Here is a 26,104-nt window from a genome sequence, read left to right on the forward strand (position 1 = left end):
GCCACGAGCCCTGCATGCCGATGGTGGGACCGGGACCGGTCCGGGTGGCTGCGGTCGGCCGGCCTTCCCGGACTCCGGTCAGCCGAGCTTGTCGGTATCCGGTCAGCCGGCCTTTTCGAACTCCGGTCAGCCGACTTTCTCGAACTCCGGGTCGCGGCGTTCGGTGACCTCCGGGTTCCGTGACTTCAGCACGGCCCAGCCGATGCCCAGTGCGGCGGCCCAGCCCGCCATCACGTACAGGCAGACGCGGGAGTCGGCGTCGTAGGCGATGAGGCCGGTGACGAAGAGGAGGAACGCGACCGCGACCCAGCTGAACTTCGATCCGCCGGGCGCCGGGAAGGACGAGGCGGGCAGACGTCCGGCGTCGACGGCGCGGCGGTACAGGATGTGGCTGACGAGGATCATGAGCCAGGTCCAGATGCCTGCCGCCGTGGCGACCGAGACGACGTAGCCGAAGGCCTTCTCCGGGACGATGTAGTTCAGGACCACGCCGATGCCCATGAAGAGCATGGAGACGGTGATGCCGAACGCGGGCGTCCTGGTGGCGGACAGCTTGTTGAAGATCCTCGGCGCCTCGCCGTTGTCCGCCAGGGTGCGCAGCATGCGGCCGGTGGAGTACATGCCGGAGTTGCAGGAGGAGAGCGCCGCCGTCAGGACGACGAAGTTGACGATGCCGGCGCCCGCGGGGATGCCGATCTTCGCGAAGGCGGCGACGAAGGGGCTGACGCCCGGCGCGAACTCCGTCCACTTCACGACGCAGAGGATGACCGTGAGCGCGCCGACGTAGAAGAGGGCGATGCGCCAGGGCAGGGTGTTGATCGCCTTGGGGAGCGTCTTCTCCGGGTTCTCGGACTCACCGGCGGTGACGCCGACGAGTTCGACGGCCAGGTAGGCGAACATGACGCCCTGAAGGGTCATGAGGGACGAGCCGATGCCCTTGGGGAAGAAGCCGTCGAAGGCCCAGAGGTTCGACACGGCGGCGGTGTCACCGGCGGAGCTGAAGCCGAAGGTGAGGACGCCCAGGCCGATCACGATCATGCCGATGAGGGCGGTGACCTTGACCATCGAGAACCAGAACTCGATCTCGCCGAAGAGCTTGACGGAGATCAGGTTCGCCGTGAAGAGCACGAGCAGGAAGACCAGGGCCGTGACCCACTGCGGGATCTGCGGGAACCAGTAGTTGACGTAGATCGCGGCGGCGGTGAGTTCCGCCATGCCGGTGACGACCCACATCAGCCAGTAGGTCCAGCCGGTGAAGTAGCCGAAGAAGGGCCCGAGGAACTCGCGGGAGTACTCCGCGAAGGAGCCCGAGACCGGACGGTAGAGCAGCAGCTCGCCGAGGGCCCGCATGATGAAGAAGATGATGACGCCCGCGAGGGCGTACATGAGGATGAGGCTGGGGCCGGCCTTGGCGATGTTCGCCCCAGCGCCCAGGAAGAGGCCGACGCCGATGGCGCCGCCGATCGCGATCATCTGGACCTGACGGCTGCCGAGCCCGCGTTCGTAGCCCTCTTCGGAGGTGTCGCTGTCGGCGGCACCGTTGCCGCCGCGCTCGTCGTCGTGCTTTCCGACCTGCACCGAGGTCATGTCCGTGCGCCTTTCTCCATGCCGGTCCGAGCCGTCGTCGGCTTCGGACCGTTTCCGATCCCCCCGGATTCCTGGAGTTGAACGGGCTCCGTGAGCCCGCCGAGCGGCCTTCCCGGGGCCGCTCGTGCCTGGCCGGCGGTCGCCGGCTCGGTGGCGCACCCGGCAGGACGTGGGTGGTGTCCTGGCCGGGCGGTCGTGAAGATCTATCACGGTCGCGGCATTGATCACCCGAGGTGCTTGTAGCGCATGCCACAGGAAGAAGCGGACATAGAACACCCGGGCCCTCATAGCAGGCCCGGGTGGTGATGTGATCGTTATCCGGATTTGAGCGTCCGCTGAGCGAACGCTTCATGTCACTTCATCAACGTTTCAACCAACGTTTCCTGTAGTCCGCCGAGCCACAGATACGCCATCACCATCGGCTTGCGCGGGTCCTCGTCCGGCAGCCGGTAGAGGAGGTCCGTGTCCTCCTCGTCGACGACGTCCAGCCGCGAGCCGATCGCCAGACGCAGGTCGTTGAGGGAGCTGAGCCACTGCTTCGACTCCTCGGGCGTCAGCTTCAGGACCGCCCCGCCCTCCCCCACGGCGGCGAGGGTGTCCAGGGAGCGGATCACCACGAGGGCGTTGTCGCGCTTGCCGGCCCGCAGGTCGTTCTCGGTGAAGCGGCGGAACTCCGCGGAGTACGCGCGCTGCTCCTCGGCCTGCTCGGGCGAGGAGGCCTCGACGTCGGGCCCGCTGTACGCGTCCGGGAAGAGGCGCTTGAGCACGGGGTCGGAGGGCGGCTCGCTCGGCCCCTCCGCGAACAGTTCGGCGAGCGGATCGTCGGAGACGTCCTCGCCCGGTCCCGGTCCGATGAGCTCCAGGAGCTGTACGGCGAGGGAGCGGATGATGGAGATCTCGACCTCGTCGAGCGCGACGGCCGCGCCGCCGCCGGGGAGCGGTTCGAAGTGTCCTGGCATCAGGTTGCGTCGCTACTTCCAGTACTGCGCGGGTGTCGGGCAGGTGCCGGTCGTGCCGGATCGGTCCGGGTCGCCCCCGGTCGCGCCGGGTCGGGGCCGGTCATTTCCGGTCGTGCTGGAGGGTGGCCCACAGACCGTAGCCGTGCATGGCCTGCACATCGCGCTCCATCTCCTCACGGGTGCCGCTGGAGACAACGGCCCGGCCCTTGTGGTGGACGTCCATCATCAACTTGGTGGCCTTGTCCTTCGAGTAGCCGAAGTACGACTGGAAGACGTAGGTCACGTAGCTCATGAGGTTGACCGGATCGTTGTGGACGATGGTCACCCACGGGACGTCGGGCTCGGGTACGGCGAATACCTCCTCCGCCGACTCGGTCTTTTCGGTCTCTAGGGGTGCGGGAGCCGTCACACGGCCCATGCTGCCACCACAGGTGGGTGCCCGGCCAAACGAGCCCCGCAAATCACGGGACCCCACAAATCGTCAGAGTGACGAGATAGGGGGTAGCATCTCCTGCCATGAACACTGCGGACCTGGGGCTGCCAGAAACAGAAAGGCGCGAAGCGCTTCCGCAGAAGGGCGGTGGTGCGCGACGGGTGGGCGTGCCGTCGACAGCGCTCTTCACGGACCACTACGAGCTGACCATGCTGCAGGCCGCCCTCAAGGGCGGTACCGCCGACCGGCGTTCGGTCTTCGAGGTTTTCACGCGCAGACTGCCCGAGGGCCGCAGGTACGGCGTGGTCGCGGGGACCGGGCGGGTGCTGGACGCGGTCGAGAACTTCCGCTTCGACCCGGACGTCCTCGGCTTCCTGAGCGAGCGCCGCGTGGTGGACGAGCCGACGCTGGAGTGGCTGGCCTCGTACCGCTTCGGCGGTGACATCCGGGGCTACCCGGAGGGCGAGGTGTACTTCCCTGGTTCACCCATCCTGCGGGTCGAGGGCTCCTTCGCGGAGTGCGTGCTCCTGGAGACCGTGATCCTCTCCATCCTCAACCACGACTCGGCGATCGCCGCCGCCGCCTCCCGGATGGCCTCGGCCGCCGGAGGGCGCCCGCTGATCGAGATGGGCGCCCGGCGCACCCACGAGCTGGCCGCGGTGGCGGCGTCCCGGGCCGCGTACGTCGGTGGCTTCACGACCACCTCGGACCTGGCCGCGGGCTTCCGGTACGGCATTCCGACGGTCGGCACGTCCGCCCACGCCTTCACCCTCGTGCACGACACCGAGCGGGACGCCTTCCGGGCCCAGGTGGACTCGCTGGGCCGGGGCACCACGCTGCTCGTGGACACGTACGACGTCGCCGAGGCCGTCCGGCTGGCCGTCGAGGTGGCGGGCCCCGAGCTCGGCGCCGTCCGCATCGACTCCGGTGACCTGCTGCTCGTCGCGCACCGGGTGCGCCAGCAGCTGGACGACCTGGGCGCCACGAAGGCACGGATCATCGTGACCTCGGACCTGGACGAGTACGCCATCGCCTCGCTGGCCGCGGCGCCGGTGGACGCGTACGGCGTGGGCACCCAGCTGGTGACGGGATCCGGCCATCCGACCGCTTCGATGGTCTACAAGCTCGTCGCGCGGGCCGAGTCGGCGGACCCGAAGGCTCCGCTGGTGCCGGTGGCCAAGAAGTCGTCCGGCGGCAAGACGTCCGTCGGCGGCCGCAAGTGGGCCGCGCGGCGGCTGGACGCGTACGGGACCGCCGAGGCCGAGGTGATCGGCACGGGGGCGGTCCCGGCCGAGCTCAGCGACCGTCAGCTCCTGGTGGAGCTCGTCAAGGGCGGCCAGGTCGTCGCCCACGAGCCACTGGACGTCGTACGCGAACGGCACGCGGCGGCCCGCGCCAACCTGCCCCTCTCGGCGACCCAGCTGTCGCGGGGGGAAGCCGTCATTCCGACCGAGTACGTGTGAGACGGGTGTGCCCGGGCCCGAGGCGTGGCCGGGGCACGCTCAGGCCACCCCGGGTCCGAACGGGCATGAACGGGCGGTGAGCCGGGAAAGGCAACGGCAACGACCGCCGCCTTTCGCCCACCTCGTGAACGCTCCGGGCTCGGTCACACGGTCGCGCCCCGGCAGGGGCGCGGGGAACCCGCGCGAGCAGCCCCCATCCACCCGCAGACCACGAACCGCTCCCCTCGGAGCGCCAGGCAGAAGGACACCGACATGCGCCGCGCCCTGATCGTCGTAGACGTCCAGAACGACTTCTGCGAGGGAGGCAGCCTCGCGGTGCCCGGCGGCGCCGACGTCGCCGCCGCGATCACGGAACTGATCGGGCAGGCCCCCGCCGGCTACCGCCACGTGGTGGCCACCCGGGACCACCACATCGCGCCCGGCGGCCACTTCGCCGACAACCCCGACTACGTCCACTCCTGGCCCGCGCACTGCGTGGCCGGCACCGAGGGCGTGGGCTTCCACCCGAACTTCGCTCCGGCGGTCGCCTCCGGCGCGATCGACACCGTCTTCGACAAGGGCGCGTACTCGGCGGCCTACAGCGGCTTCGAGGGCGCCGACGAGAACGGCGTCGCGCTGGGCGACTGGCTGCGCGCCCGTGAGATCACCGAGGTCGACGTCGTGGGCATCGCCACCGACCACTGCGTCCGCGCCACCGCCCTGGACGCGGCCCGCGAGGGCTTCCGTACGCAGGTGCTGCTCGACCTGACGGCGGGTGTGGCCGAGGAGACCACCGCGCGGGCCCTGGAGGAGCTGCGTGAGGCGGGCGTGGAGCTGAGCGGCAAGCCGGTCGTCTGACCGGGACCCGGCAGGGGCGCGGGGAACCGCGCGCCCGGCCACGACGGACCCGCGGACGTGTCACAGGCCCCGGCGGAGCGCTACCGCATCAGTGCGCGGATCGGGTGCCAGAGCTCGGCGCGGGCTTCGGCGCCCGGTGACGTGCGCCATATGAGGCCGTCGGGGTGGTGCAGGACCGCGGTGATCTCGTCCGGGGTCGGAGGCTCCGCGTTGCCGCGCAGGTACACCGCCCGCATGCCCAGGTTGCGCAGCCGCGTCAGGGCGCGGGCGCGGTTGTGGGCGTGCACGAGGACGCGTACCGAGCCGCTGCCCGTGGCGGACGGGCTGGGCAGGTTCAACGCCACCACCACCATCCCGTTCGGCAGCTTGCAGAAACCTCCTGCGGCCATGCAGTCACACCCCCGTGAGATTCGGTGTCAATAAGAGAGCCACAGGACGCACCTAAACACGATCGGCCGCAACCCGCCAGAGGGTTGCGGCCGATCATGGTTTGACCTGCGAAAACGCCGTCTACTTCGTCGCGGCCGAGACCTTCACCGTGATCGTCGAGCCGTCGCGGGGCTCCTTGACGATCGCGATCTTGGTGTTGGTGTCAGTGATCTTGACACCCGCGGTCGGGTTGGTCTCGTCGTAGTAGGTGTTCGTGCGGTCGTTGAAGATCCGGTTGCCCGGGAGCGACTTGATCTTCGTGGCGACGTCCGCCTTGTGCAGCGTGAAGCCGTCCGTGCGGTACTTGCTGAAGGGCGAGTCGTACGACTGGATGCGGTTGCGCATCACCGTGCCGTCGGCCCACTTCATCGCCTTCGGGTGGGCGTCGACCGGCAGCAGCAGGCCGGTGCCCTTGTGCTGGCTGACGTTGTTGTCCCGCTGGGAGGTGTCCCACTTCCAGATCAGCAGACCGTTCTGGTACGGGAAGTGCTCCACCCAGGACGGACGCGTGTTCGCGAAGCCGAAGTTGTACGGGCCGACCTTGAGGGTCTTGTCGTACGACACGTACTGGCGGTTCTCGGCGATGTAGTACTGCGCGTAGTCCTTGGTGAAGGACGCGCCGATCCGGGAGAAGCCGGTGGCCTTCCACGCGGCGTCGGCGGTCTCGGCGTTGTCCGAGAAGACCGCGGAGCCGTCGGCGGTGACGGTGATCCGGTCCGCCGCGAAGCCCTTCTGGGCCACGCCGCCGTCGGAGGAGTAGCGGAAGCGCAGGTCGATCTTCTTGCCCGCGTAGGCGTCGAGCGGGTACGACAGCTTCTTGTACGCGTCCACGGTGCCGGTCAGCGCGGGGCTGCCGCTGGCGTCACGCGGGATGGCCGCGCCGTCGACCGTGCCGTCGACCGGCGTCCACTTGGCGCCGCCGTCGGTGGAGACCTCGGTGTAGAGGTAGTCGAAGTCCGTCTCGATGTCGTACCAGCCGTCGAGGGTCAGCGTGGCCGAGGACTTGCCGGTGAGGTCCACGGAACGGGTCAGCGTGTTCTTGAGGTTGTTCGCGCTGCCGCTCCACCACTGGGTGGCGCCCTCGGCCGGGGTGACGACCTCGGTGGCGACGGCCTTCTTCGGCAGCTCGACCACCAGCGCCTGCGCGTTCTTCGTGTTGTACTCCGCCACGCCCAGCTTGTGGGTGGAGCGTGTCGCGGCCTTGGCCGTGTCGTACTTCAGCCAGCCGAGCTGGAGCTTGTCCCAGGCGGTCATGTCGCCGGGCAGGTCACCGATGTTGTCCTTGCCGGTGCCGAGCCAGGAACCGGAGGACATGAGGGTCCAGAAGGCGGTGGAGTTCTCGGCGGTGTTGGTGGTGTCGTAGTGGTCCGGCAGACCCAGGTCGTGGCCGTACTCGTGGGCGAAGACACCGAGTCCGCCGTTCTCCGGCTGGATCGTGTAGTCGCCGACCCAGATGCCGGAGTCGCCGATCTGCGCGCCGCCCATCTTGTTGCCCGCGGGGCCGGTGGCGCCGGCGTCCGTGCCGAACGCGTACCAGCGGTGGGCCCAGAGGGCGTCCTCGCCCTGTGCGCCGCCGCCCGCGGACTCGTCCTCGCCGGCGTGCACGATCTGGAAGTGGTCGATGTAGCCGTCGGGCTCGTTGAAGTTGCCGTCGCCGTCGAAGTCGTTGCGGTCCCACTTGTCGTAGGCGGCCAGCTCGGACTTGATGGCGGCGTCGGACTTGCCGGCGGCCTTCTGGGCGTCGACCCAGGCGGTGACACCGTCGGCGACGGCGTTCCACGCGCAGGTGTCGGGGTCACACTTGTTGGAGCCGTAGCGGGCCTCGTTGTAGGGCACCTTCACCCAGTCGGAGACCGCGCCGGCGATCGAGTAGCGGCCCGAGGACTGCTTCTCGTAGTACTTCTTCATCGAGTCGGCACCCTTGCCGGTGCCGAAGTAGAGCTCCTCGAAGTGCTTCTTGTTGTAGTCCGCCTGCCAGGCCGTGCTGTTGTCCTCGGCACGGTCCGGCTTGGCTATCTGGTTGTGCAGCGGGCCGGGGGTGCCGCCGTAGCGGCTGTCCACCTTGTCGCCGAACTCCACGAGAATTGTGAAGATCTGGTCGGTCTTCTCCCGGCCGAGCTCCACGTACTTGCCGTCCTGGAGCTTCACGACCTGCGAGCCGCCGCGGTCGGCGACCTTGGCGTCACCGGCTATGACCCTCTTGAGTGCCTCTTCCCGCTGGGCTTCCTGACGATCGGTCAGCGGGCCCTTGAGGTCGTGCTCGTGGTCGGCGTGGTCATCGGCACGTGCCGGGTCCTGCCGGTTCGCGGCTGCCGTCGGCTGGTCGCCTTCGGCGGCCTGCGCCACCGCGAAGGTCGAGAACGTGGCCGCGGCCGCTGCGAGCGCCACACCCACTGCGGCCGCTCTGAACGTCCATGGTCTGCTGGTCACTTGAGGCAGTCCTCCCTTGCGCACGGGCGCGCGGAAGGAGGGTGTCCAGGTTATGGAGTCCGCGCGCGCTCTATGCGCGTCACAAGTGACGACATTCGATCGGAGTTGAAGGAGAAAAGACAGACCTTGACTTGCACAGGTCAAGTGAGCTATGCACCGGCGGCCGCGCGCCGCGCACGGGCACCCGTCCGCTCACGACCCATCCGTACAGCGCTCAACAGGCGCGTTCGACAGTCGGGTTGGCAGACGTCATGACTCCGTGCGCCCCCTGTGCACCGGCACCGTGGGTTAGGTCACGCTTACTGCTCGTTCCGCTCGGGCAGACAGCCGAATAGAGTCGGTTGGCGGCGCGCCGGATTTCCGGTGATTTGCCAAGCGGACACCGTTGTCGCACCCCAGATTCCCATCCGCACCCTCCCCCATCGCGAGAGGCACGGGGGGAGACCCCCATCCCGAGGACGGAACTGCCATGCCTCGTCCGACCGCCGCACAGCTCGCCTACGGTTCCTGCACCGTGATCTTCTCGACGCTCGCCATGCTGCTGCTGTCACAGACGAGTTCAGGCCTGGGAGTCGTGGTCATCACGCTCTCCGCCCTCGTGCTCGGACTCCTCGTGGCCATGACGGTTCCCGTCCCGAAACCCGCCGCGTCCGTCGCCCCGGCAGCGTCCGCCGCCCACCCCTCGCCCGTCGCCGTCACGGAACAGCGTGTTCCGGCGCGGCGCGAGACCGTCAGCGTCGCCGGCGCGCCCGAACCGGTCCGCGAGCGCGCCTGACGCGGCGCCCGCACCGGATCACCGAGTCCTCGACAGACAGAAGCGGCATACAGCGGCACGGAATCGGCGGACCCGTTCCCACGGGTCCGCCGATTCCGTGCCGCCGTCCGTCAGCCGCCGTCCGTCAGCCGCCGTCCGTCGGCCGCCGGCTCAGTCGGTGCTGACCACCACCGTCTTCGCCGCCTTGTCGTGCAGGCCCTGCTTGTACGGCTTGTCGAAGAAGCTCCAGCCGCCGGTGATCGCGGTCCAGAGGCACGCGCAGCAGAACGCGAACGGCACCCACAGCACCAGCGCCCGGACCAGTGAGGTCTGCGTCGAGGGCGTGGAGCCGTTGTCGAGGTTCGCCACCCGCAGATGCAGCCACTTCTTGCCGAGGGTCTGACCCGACCTGGTGGTCATGAAGGTGTCGTAGCCGACGTAGAGCAGCAGGGCGATCAGGGACTGCCCGAAGGACTTGCCGTACTCGATCTTGTCCGTGTCGACGTCGTACTCGTTGACGCCGAAGCCCCACGTCAGCAGCCACACCACGATGATGACGAGGACCATGTCGATGATCCGCGCGAGCACCCGCTTGCCGCTGTCGGCCAGCGGTGGCATCCCTGCCAGCGGGTCGTTGGCGTACGGGCCGCCGCCGTAGGGATCACCTCCGCCCCCGTAGGGCGGTGGTGTGGCGCCGTAGGGGTCACCGCCCGGCGGGGGCTGTTCACCGTACGGGGGACCCCCGTACGGCGGGCCGCCGTGCGGAGGGCCCTGGCCCGCGCCGCCCGCATCGCCGCCCGTGCCCGGGGAGCCGGACGGCGGAGTGCCGGGCGCAGAGCCGTCGCCCTGTCCGGGCGTCGGCGGCTGCTGCTTCTTGAACGGATCGTCGTCCGGCGGCTTCCTGAACGGATCGTCGTCCGGCGGGGGCGGCGGCTCGGTCGTCATGCCCCGAGTCGACCGCGAACCCCGCGACTGCGCAATGGGGGACGGCCGTCCGGAGTACCTGTCAGCCGGCGACGAACGTGTGGGCCGCCTTGTCGTGCCAGCACTGGCGCCACGGACGGTCGAACAGACCCCACACGACACCCACGACACCGATGACGAGGACACCCGGGACGCTGTAGACGAGCCAGCGGCGCAGGGCCAGGCCGAACGACGGCGGGTCGCCGCCCTCGATGTCCCGCACCTGCAGGCCGCACAGCTTCTTGCCGAGGGTGCGGCCCCACTTGGCGGTGGGCAGCGCCTCGTAGAGGACGCCGAAGACGATCAGCACTCCCAGGACGGCGCCGAGGTAGAGGGCGGTCGTGCCGTCCAGCAGCCACACCGTGACCGTCTCGCCGGAGAGCTTGGCCGCGTCGATCTTCTCGTTGACGTGGTCGAGCGCTCTGGTCCCCAGGGGAACGGCGGCCGCGCCGGTGACCGCGGCCAGGACGAGCGTGTCCACAAGCCGGGCGGCGAAGCGCTTCCCGAGCCCCGCCGGGCGCGCGTTCGACTGGGAGCGGGCGGCCGCCTGGAACGGGTCCTCCCGCACCGGCTTCCACGGCACGACGGGCTGCTCCTCGTCCGGCCCGGCCAGCCGGTGCACCTGCTGGGCCCAGGAGGGCTGTCCGCCGCCGAGGCCCGCGCTCATGGGCGCCTGGGCACCGGACTGCGGGGGCACGCCGGCAGCGGCCTGCTGCGCGGCGGCGGGAGCGGCCGGAGAGGCGGCCGCGGAGGCCTGGGCGGCGACTCCCTGGGCAGCGGCTCCCGGAGCCGGACCGGCCGGTGTCTGGGCCGCTGCTCCCTGAGCTGCGGGCTTCTGGGCCGTGGAGGGCTGTGCCCCGCGCTGCTGTCCCGCTCGGGGTGTCATGGCCCGGAAGGCCATCGTGCCCTCGGACGCGAGGGGTTCGCGGGAGCCCGGTACACCGGGCAGGCCGGGACCGGCGGAGCCGTCGGCGCCGGCCGGGGCCGCGGCCGCCGCGTCCGTGCCCGGGTTCTGGGCGCGTGCCCCACCGGGCGTGCCCGCGACGTGCGCGCGCCCGGCACCCATGGCACCGGCCGCTCCCGCGGCCCCCGAAGACCCCGCCGCCCCGGTGGGCCGTACCGGACCCTTGGGCCTGCGGAACACCACGGTGCCGCCGGAGGCGGGAGGCGTGGGCGCCCCGGTGTCCTCCTCGGAGTCGGACGGGTGGAACGTGGCCGTGCCGTCCGTGTGGTCCGACCTGCCCTCGGGCTGCGCGGACGAAGCCGGCTCCGACGGGACGCGCGGGTCCGGTGAACCCCAGCGGACCCGGCGGTCCGGATCGCCGCCGAAGCCGCTCTGCCGGGAACGGTCGGCGCCCCACGCGGTGGCCGGCTCGGGCCGGCTCCCGTGCTGCGCCTCGGCCGGAGAAGGTCCCGCGGCGGGCGGGTCCTCGTCGAAGAAGTGCGGGCCCGTCTCCTCCGTGGCCAGGGGCGCGGGCTGCGCGTCCGCGGACGACGAGAGCTGTTCGCCGCCGTCCGGCGAAGGCCGGCTGGTGCCCGGCACCCACGCGGCACCGTTCCAGTACCGGACATATCCAGGAATGGACGGGTCCGGGTAATACCCTTCGCGGGGCCTGTCGTCACCGGGGGCCGGGGTTGGGGCGCTCATGTCCGTCGTCCCGTATCTGCTCGGGGGTCGTGTTGAGCGTCCACATCTATCAGACCGGCGCAACCACCACCGCCCCTCCTCGCGTACCTACCCCCTTCGAGCAGGGTTCCGCCACGTTTTCCGGCCGCCACGAGGTATAGGGGCACCCGGCGCGCGAGCCCTCGGAAAAACTTCTCCGAACCGGCGTAATGCTGCGCGCTCCGAGCCCTCTCCACTCGTACGGGCCCGCCCACAGGGCCCCGACACGAGAGGAAACCGCGACATGTACACCGTGGTGGAACGCGAGCTCGAGCTCAAGCTGGTCCTGTCCCCCGAGCGCAGCATCCCGGTCCCGGCCCGGCTGACCTACCGCACCGACGACCCGTACGCCGTGCACGTCACCTTCCACATCGGCACCGACCATCCCGTGAAGTGGACGTTCGCGCGTGAACTGCTCGTCGAGGGGGTGTTCCGGCCGTGCGGGCACGGGGACGTGCGGGTGTGGCCGACGAAGGTCGCCGGTCGCAGCGTCGTCCTGATGGCGCTGAGTTCACCCGACGGGGACGCCCTGCTCGAAGCGCCCGCCGCGCAGGTGTCGGCCTGGCTGGAGCGCACCCTGCGGGCGGTTCCACCGGGCTCCGAGGCCGAGCAGCTCGGTATCGACGACGGACTCGCCGAGCTGCTCGCGCCGACCCCCGCCGACGACCTGTGGCTGCGCGACCCGTGGCCCTCGGACGAGTCCAGGGACGGGGAGTGAGACCGGGCGGGGGGATGGGGACCACCCGGGGGAAGGGGCCGCCCGGGGGCGGAGGGGGTGGGGGTGGCTCAGAAGAGCTTGCCCGGGTTGAGGATGCCCAGCGGGTCGAAAGCCGTCTTGACCGCCTGCTGCATCTCGACGCCGACCGGGCCGATCTCCCGTGCCAGCCACTCCTTCTTGAGGACGCCCACGCCGTGCTCGCCGGTGATCGTCCCGCCGAGTTCCAGACCCAGGGCCATGATCTCGTCGAAGGACTCCCGGGCACGCCGGGACTCGTCCGGATCGGCCGCGTCGAAGCAGACCGTCGGGTGGGTGTTGCCGTCGCCCGCGTGCGCGACGACCCCGATGGTCAGCTGGTACTTCGCGGCGATCCGGTCCACCCCTTCGAGCATCTCCGCGAGCCTGGAGCGCGGTACGCACACGTCGTCGATCATCGTCGTGCCTTTGACCGCTTCGAGGCCGGTGAGGGACAACCTGCGGGCCTGGAGCAGCAGTTCGGACTCGGCCGCGTCCTCCGCCGGGACGACCTGGGTGGCGCCGGCCGCCTCGCACAGCGCACCCACGGCCGCGAGGTCGGCGGCCGGGTCGAGCGTGTCGAAGGCGGCGAGGAGCAGGGCCTCCGTGCTCTCCGGCAGGCCCATGTGGGCCATGTCGTTGACGGCCTTCACCGTCGTACGGTCCATCAGTTCCAGGAGGGACGGCACATGACCGCCCTCCATGATCCGGCAGACCGCGTCGCAGGCGGCCGCCCCGGACGCGAACTCGGCTGCCAGGACCAGCTGCTGGGGCGGCTGCGGCTTGAGGGCGAGGGTGGCCCGTACGACGATGCCGAGCGAGCCCTCCGAGCCTACGAAGAGGCGCGTCAGGTCGTAGCCCGCGACGCCCTTCGCCGTGCGGCGGCCCGTGGACATCAGGCGTCCGTCGGCGAGGACCACGTCCAGGCCGAGGACGTACTCCGCCGTCACCCCGTACTTCACACAGCACAGGCCGCCGGAGGCCGTGCCGATGTTGCCGCCGATGGTGCACATCTCCCAGCTGGAGGGGTCCGGCGGGTAGTACAGGCCCAGTTCGTTGACGGCCCGGGAGAGCGTGGCGTTGATCACGCCCGGTTCGACCACCGCGATCCGGTCGACGGGGCTGATCTCCAGGATCCGGTCCATCTTGACGAGGGACAGCACGATGCAGCCCTCGGAGGCGTTGGCCGCGCCCGACAGGCCCGTGCGGGCGCCCTGCGGGACCACCGGGACACGCAGGTCGGTCGCGGTGCGCATGACGTGCTGGACCTGTTCGACCGTGCGCGGCAGCACCACGACGGCGGGGGTGCCCGCCTCGCAGAAGCTCGCCATGTCGTTGGCGTACGAGCTGGTGACGTCCGGGTCGGTGAGGACCGCCTCGGCCGGCAGCCCCACGAGGAGACGCTCGGCGAGGCTGCCCGTCGCCACGATGTCTTCGTCGGGTCGGGCTTCGATACGGCTCATGATCACAGCGTCGCACTCGGGGCCATCGGTGTGAACCCCGTCCGCGCCAGGCTTTCCGTGCCGGGGTGGTGGACGGATGTGCTCTTCGTATTGACGCACAGTGAGCGGCATGGAGAGCGGCGTGGAGAAAGACCTGACCCCGAGGCCGGCGGCCCGCCCGGACCGGCGTGCGGTCGTCCAGTGGTGGGTGCTGGCCGGGGCCCTCGCGGGCTGTGTCGTTCTCGGTGGCGCGCTGATGACGATGCCCGCCGGGCAGCACCGGCCGCCGCCCGCCCCGGGGCCCGTGGCACGGGCCGAGACCGCCGTCGGGGCCGGGGCACCCGCCTCGCTGCCCGACCTGGACGCGCTGATCGGTGACCACGAGGCGCACCTGCGGGCCCATCCGGGTGACGCGCGATCGTGGGCCGTGCTCGGCGCGGCGTACGTGCAGCGGGGTGAGCGGGCCTCTCAGGCGCGGTACTACCCGCGGGCCGAGAAGGCCCTGCGTACCTCGCTGAAGGCGAGGCCGAAGGGGAACGCGGAGGCGCTCGGCGGGCTCGCCGCGCTCGCCAACGCCCGGCACGACTTCCGGACCGCGCGGACGTGGGGTGAGGCCGCGGTGGCGGCCTCACCGAAGCGGTGGACGGCCTATCCGCCGCTGATCGACGCGTACCGAGGGCTCGGCGATTACAAGGCCGCGCGCGGGACGCTCGCCGCGCTCGTCCGGCTCCCCTCCGGGAGCCGGGCCGCGAAGGCCCAGGTGCTGACGCGGGCCGGGCTCGTGTACCGGGACCAGGGCCGTCGGGAGGACTCCGCGGCCGCCTTCTCCGACGCGGCGGCGCTCGCCTCGGCGCCGGCCGAGCGCGCCGACTGTCTCGTCCGGGCCGGGGAGCTGGCCTGGGAACGCGGGGAGCCCGCCGAGTCGCTGCGCGCCTTCGAGGCCGCGTTGCGGGCCGATCCCGGCGCGGACGCGGCGCGGGCGGGGCAGGGCAGGGCGCTGGCCGCGCTGGGGCGGACGTCCGAGGCTCTGCGGGCGTACCGGTCCGCGCTGGCCGGGCGGCCGTTGCCTCGGTACGCGCTGGAGCTGGGCGAGTTGTACGAGTCGCTGGGGCGGGGTGGGGCGGCGCGGGAGCAGTACGAGGTGGTGCGGGCGCGGGTGCGGGAGGGGGCCACGGGGGGTGTGGACGACGCGCTCGTGCTCGGTCTATTCGAGGCGGATCACGGGGATGCCGGGTCCGCGGTGCGGCGGTTGCGGGGTGAGTGGGCGCGGCATCCTTCCGTGGCCGTCGCGGACGCCCTGGGGTGGGCGTTGCATCGTGCCGGGGAGGACGAGGAGGCGCTCGGCTTCGCCACGAAGGCGATGGACAGGGAGCACGGGGGTGAGGTGCGGGTCGCGCTGTACGCGTATCACCGGGGCGTGATCGAGCGGGAGTTGGGGAGGCTCGGGGCGGCTCGGCGGCATCTTGGGGAGGCGTTGCGGGTCAATCCCGTGTTCTCGCCGCTGTTTGCGCCGTTGGCTTCTGCGGCGTTGGAGGAGTTGGGGGAGTTGGGGGAGCCGCCCCAGGCCGCCTGACTCTTGGGGCTGGTGGGTGGTGGGTGGTCGTGCTGCCCGGTGGGGGGTCGGGGCCGTGCCGGTACGTCGAGCCCGCCGCCTTCCGGGTGTACTGCCCTACGACTCAACCGTTGAGGTTGCCTGGAGGAGCCCTATGCGGCGGGCTGCGACGTACCGGCACGGCCCGCTCCCGTGCGGCCGCGGGTCGTATCTCGGCACGGCTCCGCGACCGGTCGTCCGCGGGCCGTGTCGGTACGGCCCGCGGCGAGTCGGTATGGCTCTTTGCCGGGCGTGCTGGGTGTCAGAGGTTGCCGCGCTTCTCCTGCTCTCGTTCGATTGCCTCGAAGAGGGCCTTGAAGTTGCCCTTGCCGAAGCCCATGGAGCCGTGGCGCTCGATGATCTCGAAGAAGACCGTCGGGCGGTCCTGGACCGGCTTGGTGAAGATCTGGAGCAGGTAGCCGTCCTCGTCGCGGTCCACCAGGATCTTCAGTTCGCGCAGCGTCGCGACCGGGACGCGGGTCTCGCCGGCCCAGTCGCCGAGGGTGTCGTAGTAGGAGTCCGGGGTGTCCAGGAACTGGACACCGGACGCGCGCATCGTGCGGACCGTCTCGACGATGTCGTTCGTGTTGAGCGCGATGTGCTGGACGCCGGCGCCGCCGTAGAACTCCAGATACTCGTCGATCTGGGACTTCTTCTTGGCGATGGCGGGCTCGTTGATCGGGAACTTGACCTTGAGCGTGCCGTCGGCGACGACCTTCGACATCAGGGCGCTGTACTCGGTGGCGATGTCGTCGCCCACGAACTCCTTCATGTTCGTGAAGCCCATGACGTTGTTGTAGAAGCCGACCCACTCGTTCATCCGGCCCAGCTCGACGTTGCCGACGCAGTGGTCGATGGCCTGGAAGGTGCGGTGGGCGGGCGGTTCGACGATGGGGTCGGCGCTCGCGAACCCCGGGAGGTAGGGGCCGTCGTAGCCCTTGCGCTCGACCAGGGTGTGGCGGGTCTTGCCGTACGTCGCGATCGCGGCGAGGACGACCGTGCCGTGCTCGTCCTTCAGCTCGTACGGCTCGGTGACCGCGGTGGCGCCGTGCTCCACGGCGTACGCGAACGCGGCCCGGGCGTCCGGCACCTCGATCGCGAGGTCGACCACCCCGTCGCCGTGTTCGGCCACGTGCTCCGTCAGGAAGTGGCCCCAGGGTGTGGCGGGCTTGATGACGGAGGTGAGGACGAAGCGCGCCGAGCCGTTCGTCAGGACGTACGAGGCGGTCTCGCGGCTGCCGTTCTCCGGTCCGGAGTACGCGACGAGCTTCATGCCGAAAGCGGTGGAGTAGTAGTGCGCGGCCTGCTTGGCGTTGCCCACGGCGAAGACGACCGCGTCCATTCCCTTGACCGGGAAGGGGTCTGCCTGCCGCGCGGTGTCCGGGGTGGTGTGTGTGGTCTGCGTCATGGGTGCAGGGTCGCCCCGCTTCGCAAGGTGCGCAACAGTTTGCGAATCTGCTGGGCAAAGTGTTCAGTGGAAGCCTTGTTCTGTCGGGCGTTCTGTACAGGATGACCATTGCGGAGGTCGTTTTGGCGATCGATCATTTGGATGGCCGGCTCATCGTGCTGCTCGCCGAGGAGCCGCGGATCGGCGTGCTCGAGATGTCCCGTCGGCTCGGTGTCGCGCGCGGGACCGTGCAGGCGCGGCTGGACCGGCTTCAGTCGAACGGCGTCATCCGGGGGTTCGGGCCGCAGGTGGATCCCACGGCCCTCGGATATCCCGTCACCGCCTTCGCGACCCTCCAGATCCGGCAGGGGCAAGGGGCGGACGTCCGGGCGCACTTGGCGACCGTGCCCGAGGTACTGGAGCTGCACACCACCACGGGAAGCGGGGACATGATGTGCCGCCTCGTGGCCCGGTCCAACGCCGACCTGCAACGCGTGATCGACCGGGTGGTCGGATTCGATGGCATCGTCCGGGCCTCCACGGCGATCGTCATGGAGAACCCCGTGCCGCTGCGGATCATCCCGCTGGTCGAGCAGGCGGCGCAGGACGACGACTGAGGCGACCGAGAAGGGGGTGACAGCGGGTGAACTCCTGGGAGTACCTCGGCAGTCGCCGTCAGCGGCTTCTCCCCTAACAGGCGGGGACGGAGCCCTGCCCCTTCTCCAGCGCCACCAGGGCGCTGACCGCGCTCTTCAGTGTCGTCACCGGAATGAGCCGGAGTCCCTTCGGCAGCTCCGACTCCGCGTCCGAGCACTCCGCCTTCGGGACCAGGAAGACCGTCGCACCGTCGCGGCGGGCGGCCTGCGTCTTGAGGGCCACTCCCCCGACCGCGCCGACCTTCCCGTCGGCGTCGATCGTTCCCGTACCCGCGACGACCCTGCCGCCCGTGAGGTCGCCGCCGCTGCCGTCGCCGTCCAGTTTGTCGACGATGCCGAGGGAGAAGAGGAGCCCGGCGCTCGGGCCTCCCACATCGGCGAGCTTGAGGGTGACCTTGATGCCGTCCCCCTGCTCGCCGAGGTGGTTCAGGGCCGCCTCGGTGGCGGTGTCCTGGGACTTCCTCATCTCCTCGGCGTTGTGCTTCTCGATCTCCTTGACGCTGTCCCCGTTCGGGTAGACCGCGTCGCGCGGCATCACCGCACGGTCCGTACGGAACCAGCCGTCGAGCACGTCACCCAGGCTCACGTCCGCGTCCGGGCCCGTCGCCTCGATGGTCGTCATCCGCAGCTGTCCGCTCGTCCTGCGGGTGTCCGCGCCGGAGATCGTGATCACCGGGTCGCCGCGGTTCTCACCCAGGACGTTCGCCGTCATGCCGGGCTGGGCCAGCGCGAACGGCAACGGCGCGAACGCGGCCGTGGCGAGCAGCGCCACCACGGGCAGAGCGCAGACGGCGACAGCCCGGGGGCGGGAGAGGCGCGAGGGGCGGGGGAGGCGGGGGAGGCGAAAAGGCACGGGGTCAATCTAACGCGCCGGTGATGGCCCCCCGCGCCCCTCAGGGGCGCGGGGAACTGCGCGATCGGCCACGGCGGGCCCTCAGACTCCGTACCGGCCCCGGCCGAGCCGAGCAACGCCCGGCAGGGCTACCGCAGGGCGTCGGCCACCTCCCGGGCCGCGTCCACTACACGCGGGCCCACCCGTTCCGGGACGGCGTCCGCGAGCATGACCACGCCCACGCTGCCCTCCACTCCCGTGACGCCGATCAGTGCCGCCGCCGCCCCGCTCGCGCCGGCCTCCAGCTCGCCGTGCGTAAGGGTGTAGCCGGGCTCGTCCGCGGTCGCGGTCCGCGCGGCGAGGATCGCCTTTCCGGCCGCGCCCCGCTCCAGCGGATGCCGGAACCCGGCGCGGTAGGCCACGTGGTAGTCGGTCCACGTCGGCTCGACCACGGCGACGGCGAGCGCCTCCGTGCCGTCGACCAGCGTGAGGTGGGCGGTCGCGCCTATGTCCTCGGCCAGTGACCGCAGAGCGGGCAGCGCGGCCTCGCGGACGAGCGGATGCACCTGTCGGCCGAGCCGCAGCACGCCGAGCCCGACGCGGGCACGGCCGCCGAGATCGCGGCGTACGAGGGCGTGCTGCTCCAGGGTGGCGAGCAACCGGTACACGACGGTCCGGTTGACTCCGAGTTTGTTGGACAGCTCGGTGACGGTCAGACCGTGGTCGGTGTCGGCGAGCAACTTGAGGACACGCAGTCCCCGGTCGAGCGTCTGGGAGGTTTCCGCGGTCACGACGCCCACTCCTTAGTGGTGAGAGTCGACGGCCCCTTGTGCGGCGGATGCGTCACCGGTCCCATCGGCGACGCGCGTCAGAGGCCGCCGGTCGGCAGCGTCCCGGGCACTCCCGGGCGGGCACCGGCTGCGCTCCGCGGCGGCGCTGCCACGGGGCGTGTGCGTAGCGGGACAGTAGCGAGCCGGTTCGCTCAGCGGAAGTCTCCGTCCAGAATCCGGTCAGGTGCAGGTACGGACCGTTCCCGGTTACCCCGGGTTTGATCCAGTTTTGGCCGGATGTGAACGGCGCGGGCCACGGGCGTGCGCCCGCCCTGCACGGAGCGCGCACGCGAACGGGCGCCGGTGCCTGACGGCACCGGCGCCCGTTTCGGCGTACGGCCGGCAGACGCGGACGTCTGCGAGTGTGAAGTGAGTGTGAATGTGAGTGCGACCGTGGTCGGTCACCGAGTCACCGGGTCACCGCATGCGGGTGGCCCACTCCTGCACCTTGGCGATCCGCTGGCGCAGCTGTCCGGCCGTCGCCTCCGCGCTCGGCGGACCCCCGCACACGCGGCGCAGCTCGGTGTGGATCACGCCGTGCGGTTTGCCGCTCTGGTGGACGTACGCGCCGACCATCGTGTTGAGCTGCTTCCTGAGCTCCAGCATCTCCTTGTGGGAGACCACGGGACGGCGCTCGGCGGGCAGTTCGAGCAGGTCCGCCTCGTCGTCCGGCTTCTTGCGGCTGTGCGCGATCTGCCGGGCCTGGCGCTTCTGGAGGAGGAGCTGGACCTGGTCGGGCTCCAACAGCCCCGGAATTCCCAGGTAGTCCTGCTCCTCCGCGCTTCCCGGGTGGGCCTGCATGCCGAACTCGGCGCCGTCGTAGAGGACCCGGTCGAAGACGGCCTCGGACTCCAGCGCCTCGAAGGAGAACTGCTCCTGCTCCCCGGTGTCCTCGTCCTCCTCCCGGTTCGCCTCCTCCATCTCCTTCTCGGATTCGGCGTACGGGTCCTCCTCGCCCTCCTTCTTGGGCTTGTCGAGGGCGTGGTCGCGCTCGACCTCCATCTCGTTGGCGAAGGTGAGGAGGTCGGGGACGGTCGGCAGGAAGACGGAGGCGGTCTCGCCGCGCCGCCTGGACCGCACGAAACGGCCGACGGCCTGCGCGAAGAAGAGGGGGGTCGAGATGGTCGTCGCGTACACGCCGACGGCGAGGCGGGGCACGTCGACGCCCTCGGACACCATCCGGACGGCGACCATCCAGCGGTCGTCGCTGTGGCTGAACTCGTCGATCCGGTTGGACGCGCCCGTGTCGTCGGACAGGACGAGTGTGGCCTTGCTGCCGGTGATGTCGCGGATGAGCTTGGCGTAGGCGCGGGCCGATTCCTGGTCGGAGGCGATGACGAGGGCGCCGGCGTCCGGGATGCCCTTGCGCACCTCGGTCAGCCGCTGGTCGGCGGCGCGCAGCACGCTGGGCATCCACTCGCCGCGCGGGTCGAGGGCCGTGCGCCAGGCCTGACTGACGGCGTCCTTGGTCATCGGCTCGCCGAGCCGGGCGGCGATCTCGTCCCCCGCCTTCGTACGCCACCGCATGTTGCCGCTGTAGGAGAGGAAGATGACGGGCCGCACGACACCGTCGCCGAGGGCGGAGCCGTAGCCGTAGGTGTAGTCGGCGGCGGACCGGCGGATCCCGTCGTTGCCCTCCTCGTACGCGACGAAGGGGATGGGGTTGGTGTCGGACCTGAAGGGCGTACCGGTGAGCGCGAGGCGCCGGGTGGCGGGCTCGAAGGCCTCCAGGCACGCCTCGCCCCAGGACTTGGAGTCACCGGCGTGGTGGATCTCGTCGAGGATGACGAGGGTCTTGCGCTGCTCGCAGCGGTTGCGGTGCAGCATGGGCCGTACGCCGACGCCGGCGTAGGTCACGGCGACGCCCTGGTACTCCTTGCTGAGCGGGCCCGCGCTGTACTCGGGGTCCAGCTTGATCCCTATCCGCGCGGCCGCCTCCGCCCACTGCTTCTTCAGATGCTCGGTCGGCGCGACCACGGTCACCTGCTGCACGACGTGGTGGTGCAGCAGCCACGACGCGAGGGTCAGCGCGAAGGTCGTCTTGCCGGCTCCGGGCGTGGCGACGGCGAGGAAGTCACGCGGCTGCTCCTGGAGGTACCTCTCCATCGCCCCCTGCTGCCAGGCGCGCAGCTTGCTGGCGGTGCCCCAGGGGGCCCGCCCGGGAAACGCGGGTGACAGGTGGTGCGAGGAGGACGCTGAGGCGGCGGTGGTAGTCACGGTCTCCGTGGGGTGGTCGAGCGGCTCGGCTGCGCGTGGCGTCGGCCGGTCAGGCATCGGCTGGGTATGACAACCGGGCCACCCTACCGGCGGCCCACGCGCGTCAACGCGCGGACTGCGCCGGGTCCCCCTTGGATGGGACTCAGGTCACATCGCCTCGTGTCAGCGCGCGAAAGGCAGCAACTGTGCGGCGGTCTTCGGAACGTCCAGGGCGCCCTGACAGACATCGAACACGAGTGTCCCGTCGACAAGGCAGTGCTTGCGGGCGGGCGACTCCATCAATCGGCCCGCAGCCGCGTAGTCACCCAGGCGCCCGCCAACGCCACCCCCGCCATCGGCAGGAACACCGCGACGAAGGCCGCCGGGTGGCCGCCGGAGGCCTGTGTGGCCGCGTGGGCGACCGTGCCGCCGCCCAGCGCCGCGAAGGCCGCGCCGCCGACGGCGAGCAGCATGACGTTGGCGAGGCCGTCGGATATCTGGAGCGCGGCGGAGTTGTTGCCGGCCTGGCCCGGGGCGGAGAGCTGCAGCAGGAGGACGCTGGTGGAGGAGATCACCAGGCCCATGCCGAAGCAGCCGATCGCCCAGGCCACCGCCACCGTCCACACGGGGACCCCGTCGATCAGCACCGTCGGCACGGCGGCGATGGCGGCCGCGGTCAGCACCATGCCCAGCGCCATGAGCCGCTCCCGGTACGGCTCCACCCGCGCCCTCGCCTGCACGAAGGAACCCAGCGCCCAGGTGAGCCCGCTCGCCGCCAGTGAGAACCCGGCCATGGTCGGCGACAGCCCCCGCTCGGTGACCAGCATCAGCGGCACGAACGACTCCGCCGCGATGAAGGACCCGGCCGCGACCCCGCGCAGCAGCACCACGGACGGCAGGCCGCGCGCCGCCCGGTAGGTCCCCCGCGGCAGCAGCCCGAGCACCGCCGGGACCAGCAGCGCCGCCCCCGCCGCGCCCGGGATCACGGACAGCCACCGCAGGTCCTGTGCGGCGTACTGCAGCAGACCGGCGCCCAGGGAGATGCCCAGAGCCAGGCGGATGCGCCGCCGGTCGAAGGGCGCGGCGACGGTCCCCTCCGCCGGACCGGACGCCCGGCGGCGGATCTGCGGCAGCGCGAGTGCCAGGGGAAGGACCACCAGCACCGGTACCCCGACGAACACCCAGCGCCAGCCGAGGTGCTCGGTCACCGCGCCGGAGGCCAGCGGGCCCACGACGGACGGGAGCACCCAGCTCGCCGCGAACGCCGCCATGATCGACGGCCGCAGCCGTTCCGGATAGGCCCGTCCCACGACCACGTACAGCGCGACGATCACCAGGCCGCCGCCCAGGCCCTGTACGGCCCGCCCGAGGATGAACAGCCACATGACCCCGGCCGTCCCGGACAGCAGCAGCCCCGCCGCGAACGCGCCGATCCCCGCGGTGAGCGATCTGAGCGGGCCCGCCCGGTCCGACCACTGCCCGGCCAGCACCATGCCGAACAGGCTCGTCGTGAAGTACCCGGAGAACGCGAACGCGTACAGCGGGATCCCGTCGAGCTCGCGCGCCGCGACGGGCATCGCCGTCCCGACGGCCGTCGCCTCGAAGGCGATCAGCAGCACGACCGAGACGATCCCGATACTCAGCGCCCGGTGCGAGCGGCCGAGGACGCCCTCCTGGGGGGCGGTGGCTCCGGTCGGTGCGCTCGGGGTCTCGGCGACGCCGGTGTCGCCCGGCTCCAGGGTGGTCATGCCGTCAGCGTAAGGAACGAGACTGACATTGACCCCTGTCGGAAGGACGGTCCTCGACCGGGACCTTGGTCGTACGACCGGCGTCGGCCCCTCCCCCGCCGCTGCGCCTCGGCGTGCTTTGTGAACGCGGTGTGGCAGTCCCGTTGCGGCACCGGCCCGTTCCTTGAGTCCCGTCCGGCCGGGGGCCTACGGTCGGTGCAACGGGTCCGGAACATCGGACTCGGTGAACGGCCGTGTGCCCGAGTGGTTTAGGGACTCGCCTGCAAAGCGAGGCACGTGGGTTCGATTCCCGCCACGGCCTCAAGTGGCCTGACCAGGCAGAACGGAAGGGTGGCACCTCGTCGAGGTGCCACCCTTCCGGCCGTCCGTCCTACGGTCCGTCTCACTTTCCGTCTCACTGTCCGTCTCAGTCGCAGCCCGGGCATCCGTGATGGCCGTCCGTTGTCGTTGTCGTTGTCGTTGTCGTTGCCGCTGACCGCAGCCCCAAAAGGGCTTCACCCGTTAACCCGCCGAACACAGGCCGTCGCTCGGGCAGAACATGGCCCAGGTGAAGTTGTAGCCGGCACGTATGGTCACGGGATTCGGCGAGGGGTCGAAGTTGGTGTAGGACCCCTCGTCGGGTGTGGCGGTGAACGTCACCGTCGTTCCGACCTCGAAGGCGGCGGTACAGGTGCCTGACGGGTTCGACGGCGGTTCGGCGCTCGAATACGGGTCCCACGCCGTCGTGTGGCAGTTGATCCCGGCGGGCTGGCTGGTGACGGTGCCGCCGCCCCAGCCGTCGCTGACATACGCGGAGATCTGAGCGGTCTGAGCCTGGGCCGGGGCGACCGAAGCGATCGCGGCGGCCGTGGCGAGGGCGGTGACGACTCCCGTCGCGCGCCAGGCGCGGTGTCTGTTCGTTCTCATGGGAGGCTCCTCGGATCGAACGTGGTCGATCCCCTGTGACCAGCCTATTCTTCTCCTCGGGCGGGTGCTACGGGAGCGGCGGGACCGGTCGGCCGCAGCGCCGGCCTTCGCGCTCGGCCCCGCCCCGGGCCGCCTCCGCAGGGCAGCTGATCGCTCGCATCGCACAGCAGTCAGAGCACTCCGGGGTCGGAGCACCCCGCGGTCGGAGCACCCCGCGGTCAGAGCACTCCGGCCGCCTCGTCCTGGAACATCTCCGTCCAGTAGTGCCACTCGCCCAGCGGGGTGGAGCCCGTGGGGTCGACCGCCGACAGGGTCTGCGTCATCGTCGTGGCCAGTTGGTCGTAGGCCCCCGCCGTCAGCTCGTGGGACAGGGACTCGTCGATCGTCCTCTCGCGGTGCAGCAGCCACAGTGTGAAGGCCAGCGTGGAGACGTCCGTGTTCAGGGCGTGGAGGGTCGCCTCAGGCTCGCTCCAGTCGAGGATCGCGCCCGTCGCGCCGTCGACGACCAGGCTGTTGTCCTCCACGAGATGACCCAGGCGTATCAAGTGGTCCGCGCCGTCGGGGAGTTGGTCGGCGGTGAGGACGTCGGGGCGCTCGTCCTCGTAGTACTCGGTGAGGGTCGGCAACGGCACGTCCGTGTCCAGCTGGAACAGGAAGCCGTCCTCGGGCAGGCCCGTCTCGCGCAGGAACCGCCGGGTCGGCTCGTGCGCGAGCGCCACGGGGAAGTCGACGTCCTCGTAGCGGACGACGCGGCCCTGGCCGAACTCCTGGTCCAGCAGACGGGCAGGCAGGTCGAGGGTGAGCGCCGAGTCCTCGGGCGGGCCCGCGACGAGGGCCAGCGGGCGGATCAGCGCGGCCATCTTCCAGAAGGGCGGGACCTCGCCGTCGACGCCCGCCTCGAACTCCGTGAGCAGTCGGCGCGACATTCCCGTGACGGCCTTCGGTCCGAACCGGCCTTCATAGGAGGCGAACCGGCCGCTTCTCGCGGACATCTCCTCCGTCGCCGTCATGAAGCCGGCCAGGGTTTGGAGCGAGGGCGCGAACGGGCGGCGCTCCATCAGGTCGGGGCGGTCGTGGAGGAAGCAGGTGGTGGACACCTCGCCCGTCGCTCCGTCGAGCAGGACCGACTCCGTCTCCGCGGCGACGGGGTCCCGCAACGCGCCGATCACCAACTGCTCGCGCAGGTCCACCGGGAGGCGGGCCGGGTCTCCCGTGTGGTCCGCCACGGTACGCAGCCCGTCGGTGCGCAGTACCTCGAAGGTCAACAGGCCGCTGTCGGCGGGCAGTCCGGGTCCCGTCAGCCAGCGTCGCGTCGGTGTGTGCGTGACGTACGGACCCAGTGCGCCCTCGGTCAGCGTGATCGTCTCCGTACCGGTGGTCGTCTCGGTGCCGGAGGCCGTCTCCGTACCGGTGATCTTCTCCGTGCCAGTGGTCGTCTCCGTGCCGGTGGCCGCCTCGGTGTCTGTGATCGTCCTGGTGCCGGTGTCCGTCGTGCTCATCGTTCCCCCGCGCATGGTTGTTCACGTCCCCCAGGCAGGACCGGACCGGGCGGCGCGCACGCGCAGACGTCCGGGAACAGCCGGAAAACGTCCCGCCGCCCAGCGGTCCTCCCCCACTGCCCAGAACACTACGCGGCACCACTGACAACGCCCCGGGCCCGCGGTGACCAGCGGGTCCGCCGTGCGCGGCAGGCGCCACGAGGCGCCCGGCTCAGCGGATGCGCGCCCGTTCCCGTCCCGTCAGGATCGCGTCCACGGTCTGTCCCACGGTCTGCTCGGAGGTGTCCAGCCACAGGCCGACGCGCGGGGTGTCGGCGCGCAGACCGCGGTCGAGGTCCCCGACGGTCCACGCGCCGTAGCCCGTCTTGGCCCGCCCGGCCTCCCGCTCCGCCACGGCCTCGGGCCGCGGGGCCAGCACAACGACGTACAGGGGCCGTGTCCGCACCAGTTCGACGTACGCCGTCAGGTTGTCGCCCAGCACCACGTCCTGCACGACGGCGGTGAAGCCCGCTCGCGCGTACGCGTCGGCCGTCGCCGCCGACAGGCTGTACCGCAGCCGGAGTTGGGCCTCGGCCTCGCTCCCCGGTCCGGCGCCGGGCTCGTACTCCACGCGGCCGGACACGAGCATCCGCCGGAACGCGTCACCGCGCACGTGCGCGGCCCGCGGCAGCCGCTCGGCCAGTGCCTGCGCGACCGTGGACTTCCCGGCGGCCATGATGCCGGTGATCAGGATGACACCGTCCACGTCACACCTCGCGGCCCG

Annotated in this window: 22 protein-coding genes and 1 tRNA gene; 7 read left to right on the plus strand and 16 right to left on the minus strand. The window is 71.0% G+C overall.

Annotated elements, in window-relative coordinates:
• Positions 1–126: 126 nt before the first annotated feature.
• The 3 genes from KUF83_RS17355 to clpS form a co-directional block, all read right to left on the minus strand.
• On the minus strand, positions 127–1,587 hold the full coding sequence (locus tag KUF83_RS17355; protein WP_217455603.1) for an amino acid permease: 1,461 nt from the start codon (positions 1,585–1,587) through the stop codon (positions 127–129).
• Between the two features lie 353 nt (positions 1,588–1,940).
• Positions 1,941–2,546, minus strand: a complete 606-nt coding sequence (locus KUF83_RS17360; protein WP_217455604.1) for a DUF2017 domain-containing protein — start codon at positions 2,544–2,546, stop codon at positions 1,941–1,943.
• Positions 2,547–2,646: 100 nt separating this feature from the next.
• Positions 2,647–2,964, minus strand: coding sequence for an ATP-dependent Clp protease adapter ClpS (clpS, locus tag KUF83_RS17365; protein WP_217455605.1), 318 nt, complete (start codon positions 2,962–2,964; stop codon positions 2,647–2,649).
• Positions 2,965–3,062: 98 nt separating this feature from the next.
• Between clpS and KUF83_RS17370 the strand changes: the two genes are divergently transcribed.
• Both KUF83_RS17370 and KUF83_RS17375 read left to right on the plus strand, forming a co-directional pair.
• Positions 3,063–4,442 carry a nicotinate phosphoribosyltransferase gene (locus KUF83_RS17370; protein ID WP_374106087.1) on the plus strand — a complete coding sequence of 460 codons (1,380 nt, stop codon included), beginning with the start codon at positions 3,063–3,065 and terminating at the stop codon, positions 4,440–4,442.
• A gap of 252 nt (positions 4,443–4,694) precedes the next feature.
• Positions 4,695–5,279: a nicotinamidase gene (locus KUF83_RS17375; protein WP_217455606.1), complete on the plus strand. Its 585-nt coding sequence runs from the start codon at positions 4,695–4,697 to the stop codon at positions 5,277–5,279.
• Between the two features lie 80 nt (positions 5,280–5,359).
• Here KUF83_RS17375 and KUF83_RS17380 read toward each other — a convergent pair whose 3' ends face one another.
• Both KUF83_RS17380 and KUF83_RS17385 read right to left on the minus strand, forming a co-directional pair.
• The gene (locus tag KUF83_RS17380) at positions 5,360–5,668 is read right to left on the minus strand and encodes a hypothetical protein (RefSeq protein ID WP_217455607.1); all 309 of its coding nucleotides are present in this window, start codon (positions 5,666–5,668) and stop codon (positions 5,360–5,362) included.
• Positions 5,669–5,789: 121 nt separating this feature from the next.
• The gene (locus KUF83_RS17385) at positions 5,790–8,138 is read right to left on the minus strand and encodes an immune inhibitor A domain-containing protein (protein ID WP_217455608.1); all 2,349 of its coding nucleotides are present in this window, start codon (positions 8,136–8,138) and stop codon (positions 5,790–5,792) included.
• 469 nt (positions 8,139–8,607) lie between these two features.
• Here KUF83_RS17385 and KUF83_RS17390 point away from each other — a divergent pair, with 469 nt between their 5' ends.
• The gene (locus KUF83_RS17390) at positions 8,608–8,913 is read left to right on the plus strand and encodes a hypothetical protein (RefSeq protein WP_217455609.1); all 306 of its coding nucleotides are present in this window, start codon (positions 8,608–8,610) and stop codon (positions 8,911–8,913) included.
• A gap of 150 nt (positions 8,914–9,063) precedes the next feature.
• Here the strand turns inward: KUF83_RS17390 and KUF83_RS17395 are convergent, their stop codons facing one another.
• Positions 9,064–9,837, minus strand: coding sequence for an RDD family protein (locus KUF83_RS17395; protein WP_217455610.1), 774 nt, complete (start codon positions 9,835–9,837; stop codon positions 9,064–9,066).
• A 61-nt stretch (positions 9,838–9,898) separates the two neighbouring features.
• Entirely contained in the window at positions 9,899–11,503 is a 1,605-nt protein-coding gene (locus KUF83_RS17400) for an RDD family protein (RefSeq protein WP_217455611.1), read from the minus strand.
• A gap of 262 nt (positions 11,504–11,765) precedes the next feature.
• Between KUF83_RS17400 and KUF83_RS17405 the strand changes: the two genes are divergently transcribed.
• Positions 11,766–12,239 carry an SsgA family sporulation/cell division regulator gene (locus KUF83_RS17405; RefSeq protein ID WP_217455612.1) on the plus strand — a complete coding sequence of 158 codons (474 nt, stop codon included), beginning with the start codon at positions 11,766–11,768 and terminating at the stop codon, positions 12,237–12,239.
• A gap of 68 nt (positions 12,240–12,307) precedes the next feature.
• Here the strand turns inward: KUF83_RS17405 and KUF83_RS17410 are convergent, their stop codons facing one another.
• On the minus strand, positions 12,308–13,723 hold the full coding sequence (locus tag KUF83_RS17410) for an FAD-binding oxidoreductase (RefSeq protein ID WP_217455613.1): 1,416 nt from the start codon (positions 13,721–13,723) through the stop codon (positions 12,308–12,310).
• Positions 13,724–13,826: 103 nt separating this feature from the next.
• Here KUF83_RS17410 and KUF83_RS17415 point away from each other — a divergent pair, with 103 nt between their 5' ends.
• Positions 13,827–15,269: a lipopolysaccharide assembly protein LapB gene (locus KUF83_RS17415; protein WP_217455614.1), complete on the plus strand. Its 1,443-nt coding sequence runs from the start codon at positions 13,827–13,829 to the stop codon at positions 15,267–15,269.
• A 280-nt stretch (positions 15,270–15,549) separates the two neighbouring features.
• Here KUF83_RS17415 and hppD read toward each other — a convergent pair whose 3' ends face one another.
• Entirely contained in the window at positions 15,550–16,695 is a 1,146-nt protein-coding gene (gene hppD, locus KUF83_RS17420; RefSeq protein ID WP_217455615.1) for a 4-hydroxyphenylpyruvate dioxygenase, read from the minus strand.
• Positions 16,696–16,817: 122 nt separating this feature from the next.
• On the opposite strand from hppD, the gene KUF83_RS17425 reads away from it, so the two are divergent.
• Positions 16,818–17,291, plus strand: coding sequence for an Lrp/AsnC family transcriptional regulator (locus KUF83_RS17425; RefSeq protein WP_217455636.1), 474 nt, complete (start codon positions 16,818–16,820; stop codon positions 17,289–17,291).
• A 73-nt stretch (positions 17,292–17,364) separates the two neighbouring features.
• On the opposite strand, the gene KUF83_RS17430 is transcribed toward KUF83_RS17425, so the two are convergent.
• The 4 genes from KUF83_RS17430 to KUF83_RS17445 form a co-directional block, all read right to left on the minus strand.
• Complete coding sequence (locus KUF83_RS17430; protein WP_217455616.1) at positions 17,365–18,183, minus strand: S16 family serine protease; 819 nt, start codon at positions 18,181–18,183, stop codon at positions 17,365–17,367.
• A 128-nt stretch (positions 18,184–18,311) separates the two neighbouring features.
• Positions 18,312–18,953 carry an IclR family transcriptional regulator gene (locus tag KUF83_RS17435; RefSeq protein ID WP_217455617.1) on the minus strand — a complete coding sequence of 214 codons (642 nt, stop codon included), beginning with the start codon at positions 18,951–18,953 and terminating at the stop codon, positions 18,312–18,314.
• Positions 18,954–19,409: 456 nt separating this feature from the next.
• Positions 19,410–21,209 carry a DEAD/DEAH box helicase gene (locus tag KUF83_RS17440; RefSeq protein WP_217455618.1) on the minus strand — a complete coding sequence of 600 codons (1,800 nt, stop codon included), beginning with the start codon at positions 21,207–21,209 and terminating at the stop codon, positions 19,410–19,412.
• A gap of 278 nt (positions 21,210–21,487) precedes the next feature.
• The gene (locus KUF83_RS17445; RefSeq protein WP_217455619.1) at positions 21,488–22,936 is read right to left on the minus strand and encodes an MFS transporter; all 1,449 of its coding nucleotides are present in this window, start codon (positions 22,934–22,936) and stop codon (positions 21,488–21,490) included.
• A gap of 229 nt (positions 22,937–23,165) precedes the next feature.
• On the opposite strand from KUF83_RS17445, the gene KUF83_RS17450 reads away from it, so the two are divergent.
• Positions 23,166–23,237, plus strand: a tRNA-Cys gene (locus tag KUF83_RS17450).
• A 200-nt stretch (positions 23,238–23,437) separates the two neighbouring features.
• Here KUF83_RS17450 and KUF83_RS17455 read toward each other — a convergent pair.
• From KUF83_RS17455 to KUF83_RS17465, 3 genes are all read right to left on the minus strand, one after another.
• A complete protein-coding gene (locus KUF83_RS17455; RefSeq protein ID WP_217455620.1) occupies positions 23,438–23,842 on the minus strand; it encodes a hypothetical protein in 405 nt (134 codons plus the stop codon).
• Between the two features lie 218 nt (positions 23,843–24,060).
• Positions 24,061–25,341, minus strand: coding sequence for an SUKH-4 family immunity protein (locus KUF83_RS17460; RefSeq protein WP_217455621.1), 1,281 nt, complete (start codon positions 25,339–25,341; stop codon positions 24,061–24,063).
• A gap of 211 nt (positions 25,342–25,552) precedes the next feature.
• Positions 25,553–26,086 (minus strand): AAA family ATPase, encoded by a 534-nt coding sequence (locus tag KUF83_RS17465; protein WP_217455622.1) that lies wholly within the window; start codon positions 26,084–26,086, stop codon positions 25,553–25,555.
• Positions 26,087–26,104 lie beyond the last annotated feature (18 nt).

The organism is Streptomyces sp. BV286 (assembly GCF_019090165.1).
GTDB lineage: Bacteria > Actinomycetota > Actinomycetes > Streptomycetales > Streptomycetaceae > Streptomyces.

Coding starts and splice junctions, on each gene's coding strand:
- KUF83_RS17390 (WP_217455609.1), top strand. CDS start 8,608: ATGCCTCGTCCGACCGCCGCACAGCTCGCCTACGGTTCCTGCACCGTG.
- KUF83_RS17460 (WP_217455621.1), bottom strand. CDS start 25,341: ATGAGCACGACGGACACCGGCACCAGGACGATCACAGACACCGAGGCG.
- KUF83_RS17360 (WP_217455604.1), bottom strand. CDS start 2,546: ATGCCAGGACACTTCGAACCGCTCCCCGGCGGCGGCGCGGCCGTCGCG.
- KUF83_RS17370 (WP_374106087.1), top strand. CDS start 3,063: ATGAACACTGCGGACCTGGGGCTGCCAGAAACAGAAAGGCGCGAAGCG.
- clpS (WP_217455605.1), bottom strand. CDS start 2,964: ATGGGCCGTGTGACGGCTCCCGCACCCCTAGAGACCGAAAAGACCGAG.
- KUF83_RS17445 (WP_217455619.1), bottom strand. CDS start 22,936: ATGACCACCCTGGAGCCGGGCGACACCGGCGTCGCCGAGACCCCGAGC.
- KUF83_RS17400 (WP_217455611.1), bottom strand. CDS start 11,503: ATGAGCGCCCCAACCCCGGCCCCCGGTGACGACAGGCCCCGCGAAGGG.
- KUF83_RS17375 (WP_217455606.1), top strand. CDS start 4,695: ATGCGCCGCGCCCTGATCGTCGTAGACGTCCAGAACGACTTCTGCGAG.
- KUF83_RS17380 (WP_217455607.1), bottom strand. CDS start 5,668: ATGGCCGCAGGAGGTTTCTGCAAGCTGCCGAACGGGATGGTGGTGGTG.
- KUF83_RS17455 (WP_217455620.1), bottom strand. CDS start 23,842: ATGAGAACGAACAGACACCGCGCCTGGCGCGCGACGGGAGTCGTCACC.
- KUF83_RS17415 (WP_217455614.1), top strand. CDS start 13,827: ATGGAGAGCGGCGTGGAGAAAGACCTGACCCCGAGGCCGGCGGCCCGC.
- KUF83_RS17355 (WP_217455603.1), bottom strand. CDS start 1,587: ATGACCTCGGTGCAGGTCGGAAAGCACGACGACGAGCGCGGCGGCAAC.
- hppD (WP_217455615.1), bottom strand. CDS start 16,695: ATGACGCAGACCACACACACCACCCCGGACACCGCGCGGCAGGCAGAC.
- KUF83_RS17405 (WP_217455612.1), top strand. CDS start 11,766: ATGTACACCGTGGTGGAACGCGAGCTCGAGCTCAAGCTGGTCCTGTCC.
- KUF83_RS17395 (WP_217455610.1), bottom strand. CDS start 9,837: ATGACGACCGAGCCGCCGCCCCCGCCGGACGACGATCCGTTCAGGAAG.